Below are 21310 nucleotides of genomic sequence, written 5' to 3' on the forward strand. Positions count from 1 at the left end.
TGTTAACCCGAGGCTGTGTTGGAATAAAAGGAGTTGAAGTTTGAGTGACTATTGGGTTTAACCTGTCGAGACCTCCCCGAAAGGGGAGGCTTTGGGGCCCTCAAAGGACACTCAATTCATCGTCCTGAAAGTTTCAGACGCAGTCTTATAAAAATTAAAGACAATGACCGATCTTTCGACAAAATACATGGGATTGGATTTGAGAAATCCCATTATCGCCGCCAGTTCAGGCCTGACCGATTCGGTTGAGAATGTCGTGAAACTGGAAATCAACGGTGCAGGTGCTGTCGTGCTCAAGTCGCTTTTCGAAGAGCAGATCATGATGGACATCGACGAGCAGCGCATGAACAACATGTATGGTTCGTACGACGATGTGGAAAACTACATCGGTTTCTACACCAAAAAACACCGCATCGACCATTACCTGGAATTGATTCGCGAAAGCAAAAAGAAAACTTCCATCCCGATTATCGCCAGTATCAACTGTGTGTCGGCATCGGAGTGGACCGAGTTTGCCAGCCGCATCCAGGAAGCGGGTGCCGATGCACTCGAGCTGAACATGTTCATCATGCCGTCGGACGGTAATTACGAAGGTGCCGATATCGAGCAGATTTACTTTGATATTGTGGCAGCCATTAAACAGCACATCACCATTCCGGTGGCCCTGAAGATTAGCAATTTCTTCTCGGGTATGGCTAATTTTGCCATCAAACTGTCGGAAACCGGAATTTCATCGCTGGTACTGTTCAACCGATTCTATCGCCCGGATGTGGACCTCGAGAAGATGAAAATCACCTCGTCGCACATTTACAGTAACCCCGACGAGAATGCCATGGTCCTTCGTTGGATTGGCATCCTGAAGGGAAAGCTGGCTTGCGACATGGCGGCTTCAACCGGTATTCATGATGGAGAAACCATCCTGAAGAACCTGTTGGTAGGGGCCAACGCGGTAGAAGTGGCTTCGGCTATCTATAAAAACGGCATGGGCATCATTCCGCAAATGCTGACCGATATGACCAACTGGATGAAAGCACACAACTACAACTCGGTAAGTGAACTCATTGGCAAACTGAGCCAGGAGAGTGTACACAAACCGATGATTTACGAACGTGCTCAGTTCATGAAATACTTTTCGGATGTAAAATAGAACCACCTGGGACTTTCTGTAAAGTCTGGTTGAAAAGATTGGAATTGAGAATTTAACAGTAACCTGGATTAGACCCCTAAAAACCAATCCTGAAGGAAGACTTAAAGTCCCCTTCAGGGGAGGTTTAGAGGGGAAAAAACGTGACTGCTACAATTTGACCGTTCTGATCAAAACACAACCCCGATTTTACGAAAGGCCTATTCAATACTACCGGGTGCCGCAACGACTTCCTGCTTTATAACGTTACTCTCTGTCGTTGCTGGTGCCCGGTTTGTTTTTATCTATTCCCTTCCTATTCTATCCTACCGGGAAAAACGTAACTTTGCTGCTGCATTTGAATAATTACGGCAGTTAAGTTATGGCTATCGATCTGAGTAAAGTTCCTTCGCCCTGTTATGTGCTCGACGAAGGTTTGTTGCGGAAAAATCTCGAACTCATCCGGGGCGTGAAAGACGCGGCGGGTGTGGATATCATTCTCGCGTTTAAAGGCTTTGCCATGTGGAGCGCTTTCCCCATTGTTCGCGAATACATCAGCGGGGCAACGGCCAGCGGAGCGTATGAGGCCCGTTTGGCAGTGGAGGAGATGAAGTCGCTGGCGCATACCTATTCGCCGGCTTATACCGAGGATGATTTCGATGAGGTACTCGAATGTTCGTCGCACATCACCTTCAATTCCCTTTCGCAACTGGAGCGGTTCCTGCCGGCCGTGAAAAACTATTCGCGCAAGATTTCTGTGGGTCTCCGGGTCAATCCCGAATTCTCTGAAGTCGATACCGATTTGTATAATCCCTGTTCGCCGGGAACGCGTCTGGGCATCTTATCCTCGCAACTGGGCGACGATTTGCCCGAAGGGGTGGAAGGCCTCCATTTTCATACGCTGTGCGAATCGAACTCTGTTGATTTGGAAAAAACACTGGCGGCGTTCGAAGAGCGTTTTGCCCGTTTCCTTCCCAACGTAAAATGGGTGAACATGGGCGGCGGCCATCTGATGACCCGCAAAGGATACGATACGGAGCATTTGATCAATCTCCTGAAAGCTTTCCGCGAAAAATGGGATGTGCAGGTGATCCTGGAACCGGGAAGCGCGTTTGCCTGGGAAACCGGCGTGCTGAAATCGACCGTGGTGGATGTAGTGGAAAACAAAGGCATCCGCACAGCGGTGCTCAACGTGTCGTTTACTGCCCACATGCCCGACTGCCTCGAAATGCCTTACAAACCCCGTATCCAGGGAGCTCATTTCGACCCGGTGGATGGCAAACCGACCTACCGCATGGGCGGAAATTCCTGCCTGGCCGGTGACTTTGTGGGCTACTGGTCATTCGACGAAGAACTTCAACCCGGCTATTCGATTGTCTTTGAAGATATGATTCACTACACGATGGTGAAAACCACCATGTTCAACGGGGTGGCCCATCCGTCCATCGGCATCTGGAACGACGAAACCGGCTTTCACTTGATGCGGGAGTTCAGTTATTCGGATTACAAGCAAAGGTTGTCGTAATATTTTCCACGGATAGGCTCGGATTTGAATCACGGATTTACACAGATGGGCCTTATTGTTGTGAGTAAGGACGAAGGGGCGAAATGCTTTTCGCCCCCGAGGCAATGCCCCGAAAGAAGAGGCGCACGTTTTGTCGTGGATTAGAATATAAATGTCCCTGCGCCGCACGTAGTCACCAATCTGTAACCGAATATTTCGTACAGAGCTGTAAAGGGCGACTACCGCGTAGCGGTTGCAGTATTGTAGCCTCAGGCCAACGAGCGCAGGTATTTCCCTGTAGGGGATATACCTATTTCCGGTCCGATTAGATAAATAATAATGTGTAACACCTACGGCGTAAAGGTTTGTGGTGCGACATTTCTGCTACAATACCTGATGCCCTACGGGCAACTCGGTTCATGATTGGCAGGCATTTCATTCTTAAACCTGAACATCCAACGCAAGCCGGTAAGATTTCCTTAAAAGGCCACCATCGCAAATCCTTAGCAGCACCTATTCTTTACTTTTTGCATCGCTGCCGTGGTCTCTCAACTGGGCATCAAACCATACATGAAGCGCATCGATGACGGCAGCATCTTTCGACGCAAATGTGAGCTTTGCTCCATCCGGTAATTGCTTGTAGTCAACCGTAAACTTACCTTTTGCACCTGAAAGTGTTTTGAGTCCCGGCATATGCATCCCGTGAAGGGTTTTGGGGTCTTTAAAATCGGCCTTCGAAAATAAGATTCCCTCTTTGTGAAGGTGTTTCCTAATCAGCGAAATCTGCAACGTATCTGTCGGGTCTTTTGCCTTGATTCGTAAAACGCCACCGTTGTTGGTTTTGATAAAGTAGTGGGTGACTTTATTCATATCAAAAGGCATTACCATATGACTCCGGGAGTGTATCATTTCCTGCCGCTTCATCAGGGTCGAATCCTTCATTTGCAGGCATGGATGGTGATGGTTATCCCGGGCCAGTACATTGCCCGAAAGAAACGGGCTTGCAAAAAACACAATGGCAATAGCCGTTTTCAGTTGACCAGGCATTGAAAATCTTTTCATATTCGTCTCCTCAAGATTGTTCTGAATGATAATACTGAGACATCTGGTTCGGGAAAAAGTTGAGTTCCCATCACAACTCTTTTGTTAAAGAAACTTAATCGTCAAAGCTTGTTTGTGGCCAATAAGGATGTCATCCCTCTGAGGGATGACATCCTTAGCAATGCGGAACGACGAAACCGGTTTCCGGTTGGTACAGGAGTTCAGCTATTCGGATTACAAGCAGCGGTTGTCGTAAATTAGGCGTGGAAAAATGCTATATTATTTTTCTTCTGCTCTCAATGTGTCAATTTCTTTATTAGCCGTATTATTAGAATCTTGATTGGAGTTAAATGTGTTTACTACACTATCCAGAGTAATCATTCTTTTCTCTAAATCGTGCACCGTTTTTTCTGATGGCTTTTTATCAATAAAAAAACTAACTATGGCGATGAGACTAACAGTAATTGTCAATATTGTCATTGGCCAATAAGCTCTTTTCTGTCTCCTTGAATTTGATAGTTCTATTTGTAGTTTTTCAATTGTAATCTTATTAATCTCATTTTGATTTTTTAGTTCATTTTCAAAATCTCCAAAGCTTGTAAATTCCCAACCTTTTTTGGTCAAGACAGTCCAACCTGTCCTATCTGAGAATTTATACTTTATTAAATCAATTGCAATTGCTTTGTCAACATACACATTGAGTATTCTAAACTCACTTCCAATCGATTTAAAAAAATCAGAGCTTTGGTCGTAACTCATTGTACCACCTTTTTTCTTATGAAATTCAATAAGTTTCTCAATTATGTATTTTTCTTCATCACTTAACATTTTACATATATTTTAGCTTTGGATAAAAGAAGACATTGTCAAATACTAAAATTGGTTTGAAGACTGTTTGCAATAAATTGACACGTTAAATTTTGGTATTAAATGCTATAAAGAACGGTCAAGATATAGATGATCTATTGAAGAAGTATAAAAGTTCTATTCTTGGCTTAATAGATTGTAAGAGTCTAATAAATCGACGTATTCCTCAAGAAGATTAACTGCTTTTACTGCTAGGTTTTTCATTGTATCCAAATTTAAATTCGGTGGATTTTTAACTATAGTATTCTCTACGTCATACGCAAAATCCATTCTTTCTCTTCTTGTAGGCCTAACGTCTATTTCTATAGGATTCATTTCATTATCTAGAGTGAAATCTTGAGATTTAAGTACGTAAGAACTAAGAATACTTGGCAAATAATCTTTGTTGTCTTGCGAACAGATGTTATCTTTTGCTAATTTCGTTTCTTTTCTAAATTCATTTAATGTCATCTTCATTTTTTTCATTGTGATATCAGATATTCATCCTCCTAGTTTTAATTTAATAATCTAGTTTTCATCACTGAAAGTAGCGTTTTTTATTATATATCAAAAGCGAGGCAAGGGGAAGTTGTCCTGTTTTGGAGTGGGGCTTTCTGTTAGCTATTTCAAATCTAGCGTTCTTAATTCTTCAAAGATATCGTCAAATTTGTCATAATACGCCGTTACGTTTGGTTCGTTTCGAGACTTCATAAACTCAATTTGTTTCCTAAGTATTTGGGCCATTTCATCAAATCTTTCGAACTGGCACAATTTGACAGCTGCCAGATATTCAAAAATCCAATCAGCCCCAACATCACTGAACTCTTGTTTTCTGTTTAAGAATGGCAAGACGTCATTGGTAAAGAAGTTCTCAATACTCTTATACTTGGAAAAGTATTTAGTGCTAATGTTTCGTACGGTTTCTGTAAAAGAAATAAAATCTTTATCAAATTCTGAACGTGAATCAAGAAAATAGAACTTGTCTATTGATTCTAAAGTTTTTCCATCGGCCATTGACGTTGAATTGTTTCTTTGGTCACTTGATGATTTAAAACTGTATTTTTCAAACCACGTCATCAATGAGTCAAAACGAACTCCATAAACCGGACGAATCTCCAAGGCTGGTTGCTCTCTTTTTAAATCATAGGATTGATGTATATAAAGTTCAATGTTATAAAAACCAAAATCTGTCTTTTGTCGAAGAGCCATTTGACTTTTTATAAACTTGAATTTCGAAAAATAGTCTTCATTTTGAAGTCTGGGGAGAATGTCTGTTGTAAATTCAACCATATTCAACTTGTTAACTTAATTTCTCTTTGAACGTTGTGTATCTAATTAGGCAGTATGTGGATTCTTCTTTGTGCCTCATTTTCTTGACGTCTTTTCCTCTCTTAGGGATATAGTTTAATAGCCAGCATTCAAAACCGGTATCCAAACTTCACCGACATTTCCGGGTCCAGGAGCGGCGGATCAAAGGTTTTATTATCAACCGGAATATGGCGGTCGCCTCCCACGCGGAGACTCAATCCGGCCCACGGACTGAGATAAAACCGCTGCGAAAGATTGAAGATATACCCCATGCTTCCGTTCAAAAGATAAGTTTGATACGATGCCGTTTCGAGCCGTTGGTTGGTTTGAATCTTTCCATCCCACAAAACAAGGCCGCCACCCAGCCAAAAACCGGTCTGTTCTTTTTTCAGAAAATAATCTTCCAGCAAGGCATACGAACGGATGGTATTGTTCGTAAATCCATCCCGCACGATAAAGTCGGGCATATGCACTTTGGCAAAAAGCGCCCGGGTGCGCAAGTGTCCTTTCCCTGCCCAGGCGGCACCAAAGTACCCGCCGGTCAAATAGGGCAGTACATCCAGTTCCACCCCGGCTTTCACCCGTTCATGTGACCGGGCCGCATGAATGGAAAAAAGGGGTATCAAAAGACACAAACATATCTTCATCGTCGTTCGGTGGGAGGCTTTCATCTTGCTTTGTTTTCTGTGTCGTGATTCGTTTCACACCCCTGAAAGTAACTTTTTCCCCCGGAAAACAAAAGAATCCGGCCAGCGGAGTCTGCCCACCACCCAGCGGACAATCAGCACCACCCAGCGAACGATCCACACCGGTAAGCGAAATCCCTGTCAGTGGTCTTGTAGCCTGACAGTGGTTGGTTCATCAAGCCTTCGCACAGTTCATTGAATAGACCCGAATAGCCCCGCAGCAGTAGCTAAAACATGTTAAGCATACATACTTTTGCCCGCAGGGGTGGCTGAAATATGTTGAGGATACATATTTTTCTCCGGAGCGATGTCGGAAATATGTTGAGCATGCATACTTTTTTAAACGGCGCACCCTAAAACATGTTCCGGGTACATACTTTTTCTTACGGCATACATACCTTTACCGGCTGTTGTGCATACCGCTGCGTCCACGGGCACATCACCAAACAGCGCAGGCAAGTGGTTGCCGGGGGAGGCTACTTGCATCTTTCGCATTTGTTATGTAGCTTTGTACCAGAATCAAACGCACTTAAATATTTTTTGGATTGGGGTGTCCCCGGTCGGCAAGAGTCCAGTAATGGGCTCTTGTTTTTTTATGGAAAGATCTTTAAGCTGTAAAGCTTGTTTCCCTTTGAATAGATTTTGGGTCTAATAATTTCGAAAGCCGGATTTGCCCTTTCTTTGTCCATACAGTAGCGGGCTATGGGATATGCTATTAAGTCGGACATCTGCAATCCATTTATATTTTGTTTCTTATCTCTGAATTCAACTTTAATTTGATATGCTTTCAATCTTTCAGGAGTAACATAGTAGGTTCCTAACTGAAGAAGTGTCTCAACGTGTTGTTTAAGCCTGGCATCTTCCTTTTTGCCGCGCTTTTCAATTATAAGGAAAAGTTTATTGACATGATTTGTATGCGAATCAAGATAAAATACCACCCGTTCAATGATAAATGAAAGAGCAATTTCGTAAACATCATTTCTGAGTTTTCCGTATTTTTTGATGTACCGTTCCTTATCGATCGCAGAGGAAATAACGGAATAGGTAGATTCTGAAATAATCTTATCAAGTTTCTTGTAGAACTTACTTTTTACATTGTTGTCAAGGAGAATTTTAAATTCTTTCTCACATTTCCGTATATCCCTCGAATGAAAAATGACCTTATGGTCTCCCCAAAATGTATGTTTTATGGTATTAAAATCATTTCGCAGGTTTTGATAATCAGCCTCTGAAAATATTACTCCGCAAAGAACAAATACAGGAAAAGACTTATCAATATTTTTAAGTCCATGGTCACCGGATTCGTCTAAAAACAAATAATAATTCATAGGAAAGACGTTAGGTAACCAAAGTTAACAAAATCCAATAGTACATAAGGAGTTACACAACATGGTTTTGAAGGTTTGGGGGGATTGGATAATTTTAATCAGAGCAGAGCAGTCTGTGCATATCGCTGCGTCCACGGGCACATCACCAGACAGCGCAGGCAAGTGGTGCAGAGTGCAATGTTTTGTTCTTCCGGTAAGTTCGAAACATCGACAAATTGGACGAAATCGACCCCGTGCTGGTTGAGTTGCTCTGTCAGTTCAGCCTGAATGGACATGTCGGTTGGTTTGGTTATTTCCTGATAAAGATACAAGAAGATAGCCGTAGTTCCCAGGTATAGTTGAAACCTCACACTCCCAAAGAATGTAACCTTCTCAAGGCAGCTCGGCATTTATTTGGAAGGCTGAGTGTTCACGAACGTCAGAAAATGAACCACAAAGTGCTCAAAGGAAGCACAAAGGTCACAATAGAACCTTCGTGTGCCTTGTGAAAAACTTAGTGCTCTTAGTGGTAAGTGAATTAATCACGAGGAACACAAAGAAAACTCAAAGTACACTATTCGCCTGCACATTTAAAAGGAACACAGCGTGATTTTGGTAGTCGATTGAAACCGGAATTCAGATGCAGAACTCCTTTATCCTATTTTTCTATATTTGCACAACAAGCCTGAATGGATGACACGAAAAATGGAGAACCCGGTCACGGGTGTGAAGGTTGAAATATTGGTCAGTACGGCGGAAAGCAACGGCGAGCTGTTTAAAATCCGCAGTACCATGAAAGCCCGGCAGATGAACCGGGCGCCTTATCATTACCACGGCCATTTTAGCGAGCATTTTCGTGTGGTGGAAGGGCAATTCAACCTGATTGTCGGTAACAACAAGGAGCAATTAATCCTGCATGCCGGCGAGTCTTACCTGGTGAAACCCGAATGTCCGCATACCTTTTGGAACGAATCTTCCGAACCGGTGACCTACACCGTGGAAGTAACACCGGCCAAACAATTCGAAAAAGCATTAAGGCTCAACCATGCACTGGCGGCTGCCGGAAAAGCATCCCCCAAAGGAACTCCTTCCAATCTTTTTCACATGGCTATACTGGCGCAGTTGGGGGATACGTGGCTATATGGAATTCCTTGCTGGTTACAGAAGGCGGCGTTTTTTGTTGTAGCCAGAATAGCCAAAGGGTTGGGGTTGGATAAGAGACTTCAAGAGCTGTTGCCAGTAGACGGAGATAAATAAAAACGGTGTTGATATGCCGGATACAGAAACGAAATAGAGAAAAGATAAACACATGAAAAGTGTGGCCATCATCGGGGCCGGAGCAGCCGGCCTGACCTGTTTGAAAAGCTTATTGGAATACGGTATTCAGCCGGTTGTTTTTGAACGAAGCGACCGATTCGGGGGACTGTGGAAGGTTCATGAAAACGGGCAGGAATGTGATACCGCGGCTTACCGATCGTTGATCACCAACACCTCGAAACAGATGATGGCCTTTTCTGATTTCCCGTTTGAAAAGGAGGTAGCTGATTTTCCTTCGCGGGAAGTGGTTTCGGATTACCTGAAGAACTACACGGAACAGTTCCACCTGGCGCAATACATTCAATTCAATACAAACGTTATCCGGGCCGATAAAGAAGCTGACGGACGATTTATCGTTGAGGTGGAATCGGAAGGAAATAAAGAAACACACACCTTCGACTGGCTGATTATTGCCAATGGCCGCCACGAGAAAGTATTTATGCCGGACATCGAAGGCTTGGATACGTTTCCCGGAAAGGTTTTACATAGCCGCGACTATTTCTCACCGGAGAGCTTTGAAGGTAAAACGGTTTTGGTGGTGGGAGCGGGGAGCAGTGCCATTGATATTGCCTCGGAAGTAGCGGAGGTAGCTTCCAGTACGTTTCTCTCCATGCGGAGCCCGTCGTGGCTGGTGCCCCGGTTCATCGATAACAAAGCCTACGATTTGCAACTGACCAAATTGTCAGCCAGTCTGCCCAAAGCAGTTCGGGAAAAAGCTTTTCGAAGTAAGCTAATAAAAGCTTACCGGCAGTATGATGTCGAAGCTATCCGGCAATATTTTGGTACACCCAATCACTCCCTCGATTTGGAGAAGCAGCGGTTTGTGCCGAATGATTTGTTGTTGAAACGGCTGGAACAAGGGAAGCTGGAGGTCAAGCCGGTCATTCAGTCCGTTTCCGGTAACGAGGTCACGTTTGAAGATGGCAGGGTCGAAACGGTGGATACGATTATTTTTGCTACCGGCTACCAGATTGACATTCCCTTTATGGAACCGGCCTTCACGGGAGTGGAGAACAACTATGTTCCCTTGTATCAGCAAATATTCTCTCCAAATACAAGCCATCTGGCGATGTGTGGCATGTGCTATATCGTCGGGCCGATTTTGCCGGCCCTCGAGATGCAGGGAAGGTACATTGCCGAGGTGATTGCCGGGCATACGCAGCTTCCGTCTCCGGAGGTAATGGATGCGGAAGTCGAGAAACACCGTCAACTTTGTGAGGAACGAAAAGTCAATCCGATGCGGGTGCAAACGCTGACCTACCTCGATGCCATTGCCCAAATCATCGACGTAGCTCCGAAGGTATGGAGCAACCTGAGTAGCCTTATCCAATTACTGACCGGACCGGTGGTAGCAGCCCGCTACCGGCTGAATGGCCGCCAAAGTAAGAAGGAGCTGGCTCAAAAGGTGCTGAAGGATTTGATGAAGAGAGTTTAAATGTATACAGACTCACCTCATGCGTACGTCACCTAACAGCGAAAAAACGTAAATTTACATCTAAAGTGTTATGCCTGGCAGAGAACCGGATGAGCCGGGTGAGGAGTCAAGGTGACAGGTCCTCTGTGTCCGGGGCTCTCAGACCTGTCAGGTTGATAAACTCATTATAGTCTGCGATGGAGGAACAGAACAGAGTCAGAACCATTCAGAACGTCACATTGGTTGGTTCGGCAGTCAATCTGCTGCTGACAGCCGGAAAGATCGTCGCCGGAGTCGTCGGTAAGAGTTCAGCGATGCTGGCCGATGGCGTCCATTCGTTGTCGGATTTGATAACTGACATGATCGTGCTGGCTTTTGTGAGGATTTCAGGGAAAAAGAGGGATAAGAATCATCGGTACGGACATGGGAAGTATGAAACCTTTGCCACAATGCTTATCAGTTTTGCGTTGCTGTTTGTGGGCATCGGGATTTTATGGACCGGAGCCAGAAAAATAGTGGCGTCGTTTCATGGCGTCGTCATCGAACAACCGGGTTATATTGCGTTATATGCAGCGCTGATTTCCATTGTTAGCAAGGAAGGCTTGTATTGGTATACAAAGATCATCGGTTCAAGGGTCAACAGTCGGGCCGTGGTTGCCAATGCCTGGCATCACCGGTCGGATGCGTTTTCTTCGGTGGGGACCGCGTTGGGCATTTCGGGGGCTATCCTGCTGGGGGAAAAGTGGCGGGTTCTCGATCCGATTGCGGGCGTTATTGTTAGTTTTTTTATTCTGAAGGTGGCCTGGGACATTGCCCATCCCAGTATCCGGGAGCTACTGGAGGAGGCTTTGCCTGACGAGACGGAGGAGGTGATTTCCGGGATTATCCGGACGACTCCCGGGGTGAAAGATTTTCACCAGGTACGGACCCGCAAGATCGGCGATATCATTGCCATCGAGGCTCACGTCAAGGTTGACAAAACGTTGACGGTGGTCGAATCGCACCATATTGCCACGGCCATCGAAAAGTCGATTCGGGCGAAATTCGGGCGCCAGACCCATATCGGGATTCATATTGAACCGTACAATGAAAGAGCTCCTGAAGACCCAAACGACACTGGGACATTGGATATATAATGAGTGGAACATTAGATGTCCTGCATTTTAGCAAGTGTGGTGTGACGATCATCTGACTGAACGATGACAATACCTGGCAAACTCACCATTTCTAAAGACGGTCAATCGGGTATCACCCTTGTCAGAGGAGGCAGCAGATGAACTGCCGGAATGTGTCCGGACAGAAACCTATCCCAGGGGAGCGTTAATTCATACAGAAGAGAAAGTTTGCAAGCACTTGTTTTTTGTGAAGTCCGGATTGTTTCCCGAAATAGTTGGTACAGCTTTCGTTCAGTTAGTTCGTTTTTCTATGTGCAAAGATATGCATCATTTGAAGTTGCTCATAACGAAAATTAAACAATAGACACTCGGACATACGAGCTGTATTACTCTCTTGTACTTTAAAGCAATCCTACAAATCATGCCCGGGATAAACCAGCCAGTGTACAGAGTGGTCTACCTCGGGCATAATTTCAAGTTTCAGATGTTTATTATTCGGGTAGAATGGTAATGATGATTCGTTGATACCTCGATAAATGAGGTGTGCCTTTGTCGGTCACTTTGAGGATAATGTGAGCCGTTTCCTTTTTCTGCACGTTGGGAGCAACCAACCATATTTTGTGCATATTCTCCGTATGGGTAATCAGTGCTTTTTTATAGGAGCCGGCCTCCGGGTAACTGAACCACTGAAAACTGAGGTTGTCTCCATCCGGGTCATATGAATTGCTGGCACTGAGTGAAATACCTTCCCCCGATTTGACGGTTATCTCATTGGGAGTACTCAGTACGGGAACGGGAGGGTGGTTAGCCTCCTGGTAGCTTTCGGTGCACCAGGCCATCCGGGCGGCAAAATCGTTCTGAAAATCATCGCGCCAGCGCCATAAACTTACTTTATTGCCGGTAAACGTAACCGTATCCAGCTTGATAGTACGTCCATATTCCTGGGGAAGCGTAGGTGTGTACGTGTCGGTTGCATTGGTCCATATGGCCCGCGGTTCCGGTTGATGAGGAACGCCGGAATTACCTCTCTTCTCTTTGGCAAAATCGGGCTTGTACCGTTCGTACCGGCCGCCCCAGCCTCCCCAGTCGGGATGTTCAGGCGCATTCAATCCATTTGGTATCAGTGACAGCCACGAAGGCGTATCGCCTTCCATCCCGTACGCGACATCAGGATATTCTGCACCAAGGGGACCGTGCCCTTGCTGAATGTTTTCGGCCAGCCATGAGTTGCTGATTTTATGGTTGTCGATACCGGTTATAAAACTGTTGATGGCAATCCAGGTGGCACTTCCGTAATCATCACCGGGGCTGACGATATAAAACAGGTTGGGAAAATTTTTCCGAATCCATATACCACTGTCGTCCTGGTCGGAGATGGTATACACCCGGAGTTTCGCGATCAACCTTCGGGCTTCGGCTTTCGATTTTGTGTGTTCTATCGTGTAGAGTGCCTGTGCCAGGGTATTGACTCCTCCCCAGACGGCTATCCACAATGGCCGATCATCTTTTTCTTCCAGCACTTTCACAATCCAGTCCGAACCTTCAGAATCTTTTCCTTCGCCAACTCCTTTCATACCGTATACCGGCAAACCCTGTTTCACTTTAGCCAAAAGGGTTTCAGCCGTTGGAAAACCGGCTTCGTGTTTTAACAGGTTAGGCTGAACCTTACCATAGGCACGAACGATTTTTTTTATGGCTTCCGGAGCCACACTCGTTTTCTTCCAGACCGATGTGGTCGCGATTAGGCCTTCGATATCGATTTCATTCGAATACAACATCAACCGGACAAACGATTCGGTATCATCGGCTTCTGCTTCAATATCCGAAAGTACAATGAGTCGGCTTTTCTTTATTGACTGCCCAAAGAGTGAGCAGGCACTGAGCATCAAAACGACGAGGAATAGGAAGTTCTTTGACATAGTTCTTTTTATACACGGTTTAAGTTGTAAATTTAGTCTCGACTTTGCATTAAAACTACCTGTTTATTGAATTAAATATGCTGGATTCCGAGTTTTTGAAGACATTTAATGAACGACGTCATGAGTTCAAGCCTTATGGGTTCACCTGTGAATTATGGACACCTGGTCTGATGAAGCGGCCAGACAGACATAATGAAATTGAGATAAATTATTTTCCGGAGGATTCAATCACCTATTTTTTTCAGGAACGAAAGGTAACGATACCCACGAAAAGGCTGACTGTATTTTGGGGACTTGTTCCGCATCAGATTGTCCATTACGAAAGTGTCACCCCCTATTTTGTTTGCACCATTCCCTTTGCCCAGTTTTTGGAGTGGAAGCTTCCATCCTTATTTGTCGATCGCATTTTAAAAGGGGAAGTGTTGATAGAGACTTCAGATGAATATTCGGTATATGATGAGTTCCTGTTCAATAATTGGATTGGAGACATCAACAAAAATAATCAAGCCGATGTGCCCCTTTTGGAGATACAAGCCCGGTTAGCCCGGATGGCCGGACGTAATTTGCGAGAGAAAAAGAAGGAGTTTTCTCTCGTACATGCCAATGAAATAAGTCCCGTCGAACAAATTGCTGTGTATATTGCTCAAAATTATAATCATCCTATCAAAGTTTCGGAAATAGGAGAAGCGGTTGGTCTTCATCCTGATTATGCGAATGCCCTCTTTAAGAAAGCTTTCGGTAGCACCCTCAGTGAATATATAACCGAGGAAAGAATTTCGCATGCTCAGCGTAAGTTGGTAACCACCGGTGCCAGCATCACCGAAATTGCTTTTGACTGTGGCTTCAATTCCATCAGCCGGTTTAATGCTGCTTTTCGAAGAATTAATCATTGCACTCCCAGGGAGTTCCGGAAAAGAAACCGCTAGCGATTGAAGATATCAAATTGAATACGTCGTTTGATGCCCAGGAGGCAGTGATTTATTTTTTCATACTTCAACGGTTCAGGGTATTTCAGCGTTCTGCTTTCAGTGGGGCGGGAGAGACTACCGTGCTCAACGGTCACGAGAGAATGGCGCCTTCCTTTAACTCACTTCATTCAAATTATCCCTGGGACTTCTTACGTGCTGCACAAATGCTTCGGCATAGTCACATCCGAACTCCATTCCGCGAAATATTTCCATTCTCGCATGATCATTCGGGTACCATTCGTCGACTTTCTGACTGACGTGGGCATAACAAGCCTCATGTTTCTGCTTGATAACGCCGGTGATATCCACATAGTCGGTCGGTGCAAAGTTCTGTGATTGAGCGCCGGTCATCACTTCACCGAAATAGAGCGAAGGTTTGGTTTTCATCCTTAGCCAGGTATCATATACCAGGTTGGAACAAATCCGGTGGTCGCGATGCGTATCGATGGGCCAGTGGGTAATGATGATATCCGGGTTTTCCTTTTGAAGGAATTCGGCGATGGGTGCGTATCTTTCTTTCGTTATTTCGGTATTTCCGTCGATTTGTCCCAGGAACTCAGGGCGACATTTCAGAATTTTGCAGGCCGTCAGTGCTTCGGCGGTGCGGATTTTGGCCGCTTCGTCATGCGATTTTCCTTCGATACCAGCTTCGCCTCGGGTTAGGTAAGCCGAAACCACTTCGTGGCCAGCATCGGCGTACAAGGCCATAACACCACCGCACATGGTTTCGGGGTCATCGGGATGCGCGCCGACGACCACCAGTTTCAAATTTTTTCCCGGTGAGGTGGACGGGATGTTTCCCATCGCATTTGCCTGGGTGATTCCCATCGTCGCACCAATAGTGATGGGTACCGTCTGGGTCAGGAATTGTCTCCGTGAATTTTTTGCCATAGCGTTTGGTGTTTAGTTAGGAACCTAAATGTAATGGAAAACTCGCAAACATCAAGTTATTTGGTTTGACGTTGGGCTTTGAAATGTTCTTATTCCTTACCCGCTTTTAAATGATAAACCCGGTATGCTCTCGATTTTAAGGCGGGTAAATCATCCGTCGGTTGATCGAGATAGAAATAAGCGGTGGAGGAAACATCGTCGGAACGGTAAAAGTTGGTCCATCCATTATAGGGGATGGCTGCCAGATTCACTACCGTATCCTTTTTGTAAATGGGATGCAGCGTACGGCCATCGTGGATGGTCACCGGTATCAGATTTGCTCCTTTTTTCTGCAGGTCGATTACCTGGGCTTTTGGAGCTCCCCCGATTTGCTGAATGGTTACCCGGCAATCGGAACCAAAATAGATGGGGTCGGGGATGTGATAGCGGTAGAAGGCCCATTGCCTGTTTTTGCTGTCGGCAATGGTGCAGCCCGAGTACCGCGTGATGAATTGGCCCTGTCCCCATGCCGTGGCGATGTAATCTTCGGTTCCGGTTCCCACCAGTGTCGGAAATTTTGTATCGCCGTCGAGGTACATTTTCACTTCCCCTTCGCCCCACCACGAATCTCCGTAGGCCGGGTTGGCATTCACCCCGATGTTGGTTCCCAGGAAGCGGCCTTTGCCCGATACATCAGGAAGGATGGTATAATCGATGCCCGGCGTGGTGGCGGTGTCCCTGTTCCAGTAGCAATGGAAATAGAGGTTGTCTTTCTTCCAGGGAGTCAACAGGTAATCGATGTCGTAGAACAGGGCCGAAACCGGTTGGTCCGATTCGTTGGTGAGCGTAATCTTTGCTCCGGTCTTGAACGGCATCTGGATGAAACTGACAAACGAACGCCCTTCCGGGTCGGCAAACAGTTCATTCTGGAAAGCAGTCATCCGGCCCAAACCTACGCCAAAGAAATCGCCGAAAGGAGCGGAGACGGCCGGTTTGCTTTCACCGTCCCAGTACATATCGATTCGAAGCGAACGCAGCATTTCCCGACTCCGGTCGTTGATGGTTAACCACATCCGGTTGATAACACCGCTGCCTTTAATGTCCATCAACACCCGGGTGGCGCCGGCGCCGATGCTGTCCTGCGGATGTCCTTTCGCCCCATAGTTCTCCATTCCGCCTTTCCCTTTCTCGCCGTGCGGGTTCTCGAAGCTAATCCAACGCGATTGGGTTTGCTCCGGAAAAGAGTACATCGATTGGCCCTGCTGCTCCGCCTTTTGCTGGCAGGAGACCAGGAAGAGAAGTGCGACAATAAGTAGGTTGGAGGTGTGTTTCATGGCGTGTTGGTTTAGTGGGTTCTTTTTTGCTATATCGGTAAATTGTTACGAGTAGTATCAGACTAAGTACCACTTTTTTGTCAAATCAATAGAGTTTTGTATGTGTTATCTTGTTTAAAATCAACTTATTTAAACGAAGTTCTATAGATTTTGAGCTGTTTGAATTCAATAATTAAAGTAGCATTTTAGTTTGGTTTCAGTCATTTCTATTACAGTACCATATACGGATCCAAGAAAGTTATTCATGTCAGAGGAAAGTTTTGACGTTTCTACTCCGGGTTGGGCAATTGCAAACTCAAAGGATACATTTGAATACTTTAAAGCCTTTTTTATTCTGTCAACGTCATCCATACTACCGTGGTAAAATCTTTTTTGTTTTAAAACACCAGTATTATTTCTTCTTTCCATATGTTTCAATAGCTCTTCTGGCTTCCATTTATATCTTAAAGAAACAATTGCTTGTCCGCAGACTTCATACAAATCAGATTTTCTTGCCCCCGATTTCTCTTTTGAATATTTGCAATGTATCAATTCAAAATGTACTAAATCATCTTTTAAAAAAATTGCTATAATATCAGCTCTTTCTCCGGAGTTGTCATCATTGAATACAACCCTAGCACCCCTGTTGACAAGAGTTTTCATCATATACTCTTGTATTGAATTATCTCTTTTTTCACCTCTTTTGTAAAGAGATTCTATCTTATAATCAACATCTTTCCAACGAAGTGGCTCAATTCTATCTTTAGGTATTTTATCAATAAGCGAATCGCCAAAGTCAGTATATATGCACCCTGATATGGTACAGCCATTCAATAAAAACATGGTAGGAGGATTTTCTTCGAAGAACTTTTTCATAGAAATGGGTTCATTTTTAAGTCCTTCGATATAGAATTTGCAATCATCTAGACCTTGAATACTATAGCCATTCTCTCCTCCAAGAGTAATTGAAAATGGGATGGTTCTGTCAAATAAATTTAAAGTAAAATCAGCTTTTTGGGCTTTATGTGAATTGTTGACCAATGCGCATTCGGAAAGTAAAAGAGAATGAGAATTTGGTGCTCCAATAGTAAGCTTATGTATTCTCTCATATAGTTCTTCAGCCCAATCAGTCGCGAGTACTACAACGTCCTCCGGGTATTCTTCTAACTGTATTTTTTGAGCCGAATCTTCTAATAATTTATTTGAGTCGATGTTTTCGTCAGTTACCAAACGCCCTATTTTCAAACACCATTCTTTCCATTCCTTTAAGTTGCCTATACGAGCTGGACTCCAAATCTTCCCTTTTACAGAAGCACCTATACTCTCCGGAAAGCCATCTCTAAATCCAATTCCAACGAAGTCAGATTTTTTGCATCTCTTACCTTCTTTCCATCTGCTCAATTCTGTTGTTACATCTGCGCCACTTAAGCGTGAATATCTGTGGAGGTGATTTGCTGGCTTGAAAATTCCTGCGTGAACAATACTAAGCCTTTTTATCGAATCAAAAGATCGAAATACGCAGTCTCCGTTAACCGGTATGGGGTCTTCTCCAGTAATTTTAGACACAAGTTCTTTTGTGTCCAGTCTTTTTTCTGAGTATCCAATGTAAAGTATTCCCGAAGATTTATCATGGTGCATCACTATAAGATTCCATGTTTGATCTTTTAAGGCGTCCGCTATTGCCCATTTTACATTCTCCCGTAATTGAGTTGTAAAGTAAAATATATCTTCTTTAGTACTTATAAATGGCTGTGAAAGTGCATATTTATTCAGATTAAATGCATCCTTAAATGAACTCCAATTAACTTTATTGGATTTATAAAGAACACAACTTAAGGCTGGGTAAACCAGTTTTGGATTCAATTCTATATCAGGCGAATCAAAACCTGAATATGGTTTGCAACCTTGAAGGAAAGATAATAGAGATTCGGCTTCTGCTTTTTTTGCATCAGCTATTTCACTAATAACTTTTTCCCAACCAGTTCCTTCTTGAAATAAATTCTCGAGTTCAATGGACATTTGTTCTTCAGCATAATTTACAATAAACGAAGCATTACCTAAACCTTTCATAGGGCGTGTAAATCGTCCGATAAATTGAAGGAGGACAGCTAAAGATTTATGGATACTATGAACCGCAGCAATCTTAAATTCAGGAAAATCAAATCCTTCCTTTAGCATGCCGACAGAAACAATAATATCGTATTCTCTTTTTTTTATTCGGTTGATGATCTGCTTTTTTCCCTTAATACTAGAATGAATTAATACTACTTTTTCGTTAGGATACCATTTTTTGTAGTTGAGAAATAACTCTTCAGCATGATTTGTTGTTTCTGTACGTACCATCATACAGTGTCTATCGAAGCCATTTTTTCTGTCCTCATTCAATCTGACCATTGCAGCATCAGCTATAGCTTTATCCTTCTTTCTGGGATGGCGCTCATCCACTGCAACTAATGAAATTTTTGAGAAACATTCATCCTTTAATGCTTGTGATAAAGGGTAGTTGTACACAATTTTCCCATCAATTGGTTTACGATCATTCCTATATGGAGTGGCTGTAAATTGAACAACTTTTGATTTATTGAAAAGAGTTTTTATTGATTCCCACTCTTTTGCCTTAATATGGTGTGCTTCGTCAAAGTATACATGAGAAAATATGCCTTCAAGATTTTGTTGTATTTCTTCTGGCGCTCGTGCAATGAAGGCAGGAGTTGTTATTACGACATCCGCTGATTTTAAAAACTCGATATTATCAATTTCATTTAAGGTTTTGGTTAAAACTAATATTGTTGGATTCGTCATTGTCGCAGGAATTACTCCTAGTTTGCGTAAAATTCCCCATGATTCAAATTTTTCGGCTATTTGATTTTTTAGCTCAATTGTTGGGACCACTACTAAGGTTCTTTTAGCTTGATCAGCAAGTGTCGCTACTAACATAGTTTCTGTTTTTCCTGTTCCTGTAGGCAGGACGATTGTTGCGACTTCTTTTGACAGGGACCAATGCGATAGAAGGGCATATACTGCGCCCTTTTGTGCAGATCTTAATTTCCACCCGGAATCTCCAATGCCATTAATGTGAATATTATTATAGTAATCTTTATAATGTCCATTAGTGTTTTGAACGCATCCTTTTTTTATTTTATATGTACTCTTGTTTTTCCCTCTCTCTCTTTTTAATTCAGCATTGAAAATTAAGTTTTTACCATGAACCTCATAAGTATTTCCACTTACATGAATAGCCTTCAGATTCCAATCTCCGTCGCTAAGAGCTAGTTGAGATAAAAGTCCCAATTTTCTTTTGTCGTATCTATAGTAAAGTGGACCGTTAGTATGTAAATCCTCTTCAATCTTTAGGTTTAGAGTTGTCTGTTCAGGTTCATTCTTCATTGTTATATTTTTTATTAAATACATTAATGAGCTAACTATTCATTCTTCCAATTGACTAAATTTCATTCATAAAAATATAAGTGTCTATGAAGCAGCTGTGACTGCAAGATGTTCGGTCTTTGGGGTTACGTCGAATTTATATGGAGTTTTATTATTACCTATTGTATGGCTTAGTTTCATCCGTCAGTTTTACGACGTTCAAATTAGCAAAAACTTATCATAAACCGATGGTGCAATAGCTACTATTTATGCACATAAAGTTAATAACTGGCAGGAGTGAGGTACAGAGCATCAGGGAGAAAGCAGGGCAGAAGATTTCTTTTTCGAACATTTTGATATGTTATTCAGCAGTTTGAGGTTATAATATGTGGAATAATTCCTAATTTATATTCCGAAAGAAACCAACAGATTATGACCACTAAATCGAAAGCCAAACTCCACTTGCGACCACATTGCGTAATTCCATGCCGGTATTTATTCGTCGTAAGTGGAGTACCTGAGCGCGGCTAGCCAACCTGCTTTTTTGCCAACCATCTTATCATTTCCGGGCTATCACCGGATTTTCCAGTCATCTTTAAAAACGTTTAATATGTCGATATTGTATAGCAAGGTTCAGCGGATTAATCCACGGGACCTGCAAGCTCCGAAAAAATGGTACATCGTCCCGCAACGGATAGGGCAGAAGAGTGAGAAGGAAATAGCGGAAGCACTCACCCGTAACACTACCTTAAGCCGTGGTGAAGCCAGCCTGGTGCTGGATGAACTGCAAGCGGTTATCATCAACTCGTTACTCGACGGCTACACCGTTCAAATGGGCGACTGGGGCTCGTTCCAGTTAACCGTCAGCAGCGAAGGCGCCGACGCAGAGGCCGATTGTACCGCCGATAAAATCAAAGCGGTGAACATCCGGTTTCGTCCCGGTAAGGGAATGAAAGAGGCTGTTGCCAAGGCTTCGTTCACTCCCCGTTAATCCGCTAATATGCTCCCGGAACCCGCCAGTTCCGGGAGTTTTTTTCTCCTTATTTTGTTCCTGTTTTTGCCTTCTCAGGTTGCCGCCCAAAACTTCTACGTATCAATTCAAAAACTTCTACTGTTCTTTTCGGAAACTTCTACTTAGAAGTGATCCACCTTTCTACTTAGAAAGATGGAAAAAGAACAGTAGAAAGATGGAAAGAGAAACGTAGAAGTTTTT

At 43.7% G+C, this 21310-nt stretch carries 18 protein-coding genes; 7 read left to right on the forward strand and 11 right to left on the reverse strand.

All coding sequences use genetic code 11. From position 1 onward, the window contains the following. Positions 1-163 precede the first annotated feature (163 nt). Together AC060N_RS06215 and nspC are read left to right on the forward strand one after the other, a co-directional pair. Positions 164-1147, forward strand: coding sequence for a dihydroorotate dehydrogenase-like protein (locus tag AC060N_RS06215; RefSeq protein WP_463237781.1), 984 nt, complete (start codon positions 164-166; stop codon positions 1145-1147). A gap of 358 nt (positions 1148-1505) precedes the next feature. Continuing rightward, entirely contained in the window at positions 1506-2648 is a 1143-nt protein-coding gene (gene nspC, locus AC060N_RS06220) for a carboxynorspermidine decarboxylase (RefSeq protein WP_479526323.1), read from the forward strand. Positions 2649-3140: 492 nt separating this feature from the next. Here the strand turns inward: nspC and AC060N_RS06225 are convergent, their stop codons facing one another. From AC060N_RS06225 to AC060N_RS06255, 7 genes are all read right to left on the reverse strand, one after another. Then, complete coding sequence (locus AC060N_RS06225) at positions 3141-3674, reverse strand: hypothetical protein (protein ID WP_479526324.1); 534 nt, start codon at positions 3672-3674, stop codon at positions 3141-3143. Positions 3675-3947: 273 nt separating this feature from the next. Beyond that, a complete protein-coding gene (locus AC060N_RS06230; RefSeq protein WP_479526325.1) occupies positions 3948-4496 on the reverse strand; it encodes a hypothetical protein in 549 nt (182 codons plus the stop codon). 156 nt (positions 4497-4652) lie between these two features. After that, positions 4653-5000, reverse strand: a complete 348-nt coding sequence (locus AC060N_RS06235) for a hypothetical protein (RefSeq protein ID WP_479526326.1) — start codon at positions 4998-5000, stop codon at positions 4653-4655. A 135-nt stretch (positions 5001-5135) separates the two neighbouring features. Further along, complete coding sequence (locus AC060N_RS06240) at positions 5136-5804, reverse strand: hypothetical protein (protein ID WP_479526327.1); 669 nt, start codon at positions 5802-5804, stop codon at positions 5136-5138. Positions 5805-5932: 128 nt separating this feature from the next. After that, on the reverse strand, positions 5933-6493 hold the full coding sequence (locus tag AC060N_RS06245; RefSeq protein ID WP_479526328.1) for a hypothetical protein: 561 nt from the start codon (positions 6491-6493) through the stop codon (positions 5933-5935). Between the two features lie 608 nt (positions 6494-7101). After that, on the reverse strand, positions 7102-7836 hold the full coding sequence (locus tag AC060N_RS06250) for a DUF3800 domain-containing protein (protein WP_479526329.1): 735 nt from the start codon (positions 7834-7836) through the stop codon (positions 7102-7104). Positions 7837-7934: 98 nt separating this feature from the next. Then, positions 7935-8186, reverse strand: coding sequence for a hypothetical protein (locus AC060N_RS06255; protein WP_479526330.1), 252 nt, complete (start codon positions 8184-8186; stop codon positions 7935-7937). Between the two features lie 322 nt (positions 8187-8508). On the opposite strand from AC060N_RS06255, the gene AC060N_RS06260 reads away from it, so the two are divergent. The 3 genes from AC060N_RS06260 to AC060N_RS06270 all read left to right on the forward strand — a co-directional run bounded on the left by AC060N_RS06260 (position 8509) and on the right by AC060N_RS06270 (position 11682). Beyond that, complete coding sequence (locus tag AC060N_RS06260; protein ID WP_479526331.1) at positions 8509-9072, forward strand: cupin domain-containing protein; 564 nt, start codon at positions 8509-8511, stop codon at positions 9070-9072. A 52-nt stretch (positions 9073-9124) separates the two neighbouring features. Next, positions 9125-10567 (forward strand): NAD(P)-binding domain-containing protein, encoded by a 1443-nt coding sequence (locus AC060N_RS06265; protein WP_479526332.1) that lies wholly within the window; start codon positions 9125-9127, stop codon positions 10565-10567. A gap of 176 nt (positions 10568-10743) precedes the next feature. Further along, a complete protein-coding gene (locus AC060N_RS06270; RefSeq protein ID WP_479526333.1) occupies positions 10744-11682 on the forward strand; it encodes a cation diffusion facilitator family transporter in 939 nt (312 codons plus the stop codon). 470 nt (positions 11683-12152) lie between these two features. Here the strand turns inward: AC060N_RS06270 and AC060N_RS06275 are convergent, their stop codons facing one another. Then, complete coding sequence (locus AC060N_RS06275; RefSeq protein ID WP_479526334.1) at positions 12153-13580, reverse strand: nucleoside hydrolase-like domain-containing protein; 1428 nt, start codon at positions 13578-13580, stop codon at positions 12153-12155. 170 nt (positions 13581-13750) lie between these two features. Between AC060N_RS06275 and AC060N_RS06280 the strand changes: the two genes are divergently transcribed. Next, positions 13751-14506, forward strand: a complete 756-nt coding sequence (locus AC060N_RS06280; RefSeq protein ID WP_479526335.1) for a helix-turn-helix domain-containing protein — start codon at positions 13751-13753, stop codon at positions 14504-14506. 156 nt (positions 14507-14662) lie between these two features. On the opposite strand, the gene AC060N_RS06285 is transcribed toward AC060N_RS06280, so the two are convergent. From AC060N_RS06285 to AC060N_RS06295, 3 genes are all read right to left on the reverse strand, one after another. Then, positions 14663-15439 (reverse strand): PIG-L deacetylase family protein, encoded by a 777-nt coding sequence (locus AC060N_RS06285; RefSeq protein ID WP_479526336.1) that lies wholly within the window; start codon positions 15437-15439, stop codon positions 14663-14665. Between the two features lie 89 nt (positions 15440-15528). Then, on the reverse strand, positions 15529-16752 hold the full coding sequence (locus tag AC060N_RS06290; RefSeq protein ID WP_479526337.1) for a glycoside hydrolase family 172 protein: 1224 nt from the start codon (positions 16750-16752) through the stop codon (positions 15529-15531). Positions 16753-16917: 165 nt separating this feature from the next. Next, the gene (locus tag AC060N_RS06295; RefSeq protein ID WP_479526338.1) at positions 16918-20118 is read right to left on the reverse strand and encodes a DEAD/DEAH box helicase; all 3201 of its coding nucleotides are present in this window, start codon (positions 20116-20118) and stop codon (positions 16918-16920) included. Between the two features lie 589 nt (positions 20119-20707). Here AC060N_RS06295 and AC060N_RS06300 point away from each other — a divergent pair. Beyond that, complete coding sequence (locus AC060N_RS06300) at positions 20708-21088, forward strand: HU family DNA-binding protein (protein ID WP_479526339.1); 381 nt, start codon at positions 20708-20710, stop codon at positions 21086-21088. The last annotated feature ends 222 nt before the right edge of the window (positions 21089-21310 follow it).

This window comes from Prolixibacter sp. DSM 2831 (assembly GCF_056493735.1).

What these genes read in the sequence shown, in the direction of transcription:
- AC060N_RS06215 (WP_463237781.1), top strand. Translation starts at nt 164, where the DNA reads ATGACCGATCTTTCGACAAAATACATGGGATTGGATTTGAGAAATCCC.
- nspC (WP_479526323.1), top strand. Translation starts at nt 1,506, where the DNA reads ATGGCTATCGATCTGAGTAAAGTTCCTTCGCCCTGTTATGTGCTCGAC.
- AC060N_RS06225 (WP_479526324.1), bottom strand. Translation starts at nt 3,674, where the DNA reads ATGCCTGGTCAACTGAAAACGGCTATTGCCATTGTGTTTTTTGCAAGC.
- AC060N_RS06230 (WP_479526325.1), bottom strand. Translation starts at nt 4,496, where the DNA reads ATGTTAAGTGATGAAGAAAAATACATAATTGAGAAACTTATTGAATTT.
- AC060N_RS06235 (WP_479526326.1), bottom strand. Translation starts at nt 5,000, where the DNA reads ATGAAAAAAATGAAGATGACATTAAATGAATTTAGAAAAGAAACGAAA.
- AC060N_RS06240 (WP_479526327.1), bottom strand. Translation starts at nt 5,804, where the DNA reads ATGGTTGAATTTACAACAGACATTCTCCCCAGACTTCAAAATGAAGAC.
- AC060N_RS06245 (WP_479526328.1), bottom strand. Translation starts at nt 6,493, where the DNA reads ATGAAAGCCTCCCACCGAACGACGATGAAGATATGTTTGTGTCTTTTG.
- AC060N_RS06250 (WP_479526329.1), bottom strand. Translation starts at nt 7,836, where the DNA reads ATGAATTATTATTTGTTTTTAGACGAATCCGGTGACCATGGACTTAAA.
- AC060N_RS06260 (WP_479526331.1), top strand. Translation starts at nt 8,509, where the DNA reads ATGACACGAAAAATGGAGAACCCGGTCACGGGTGTGAAGGTTGAAATA.
- AC060N_RS06265 (WP_479526332.1), top strand. Translation starts at nt 9,125, where the DNA reads ATGAAAAGTGTGGCCATCATCGGGGCCGGAGCAGCCGGCCTGACCTGT.
- AC060N_RS06270 (WP_479526333.1), top strand. Translation starts at nt 10,744, where the DNA reads ATGGAGGAACAGAACAGAGTCAGAACCATTCAGAACGTCACATTGGTT.
- AC060N_RS06275 (WP_479526334.1), bottom strand. Translation starts at nt 13,580, where the DNA reads ATGTCAAAGAACTTCCTATTCCTCGTCGTTTTGATGCTCAGTGCCTGC.
- AC060N_RS06280 (WP_479526335.1), top strand. Translation starts at nt 13,751, where the DNA reads ATGAAGCGGCCAGACAGACATAATGAAATTGAGATAAATTATTTTCCG.
- AC060N_RS06285 (WP_479526336.1), bottom strand. Translation starts at nt 15,439, where the DNA reads ATGGCAAAAAATTCACGGAGACAATTCCTGACCCAGACGGTACCCATC.
- AC060N_RS06290 (WP_479526337.1), bottom strand. Translation starts at nt 16,752, where the DNA reads ATGAAACACACCTCCAACCTACTTATTGTCGCACTTCTCTTCCTGGTC.
- AC060N_RS06295 (WP_479526338.1), bottom strand. Translation starts at nt 20,118, where the DNA reads ATGAAGAATGAACCTGAACAGACAACTCTAAACCTAAAGATTGAAGAG.
- AC060N_RS06300 (WP_479526339.1), top strand. Translation starts at nt 20,708, where the DNA reads ATGTCGATATTGTATAGCAAGGTTCAGCGGATTAATCCACGGGACCTG.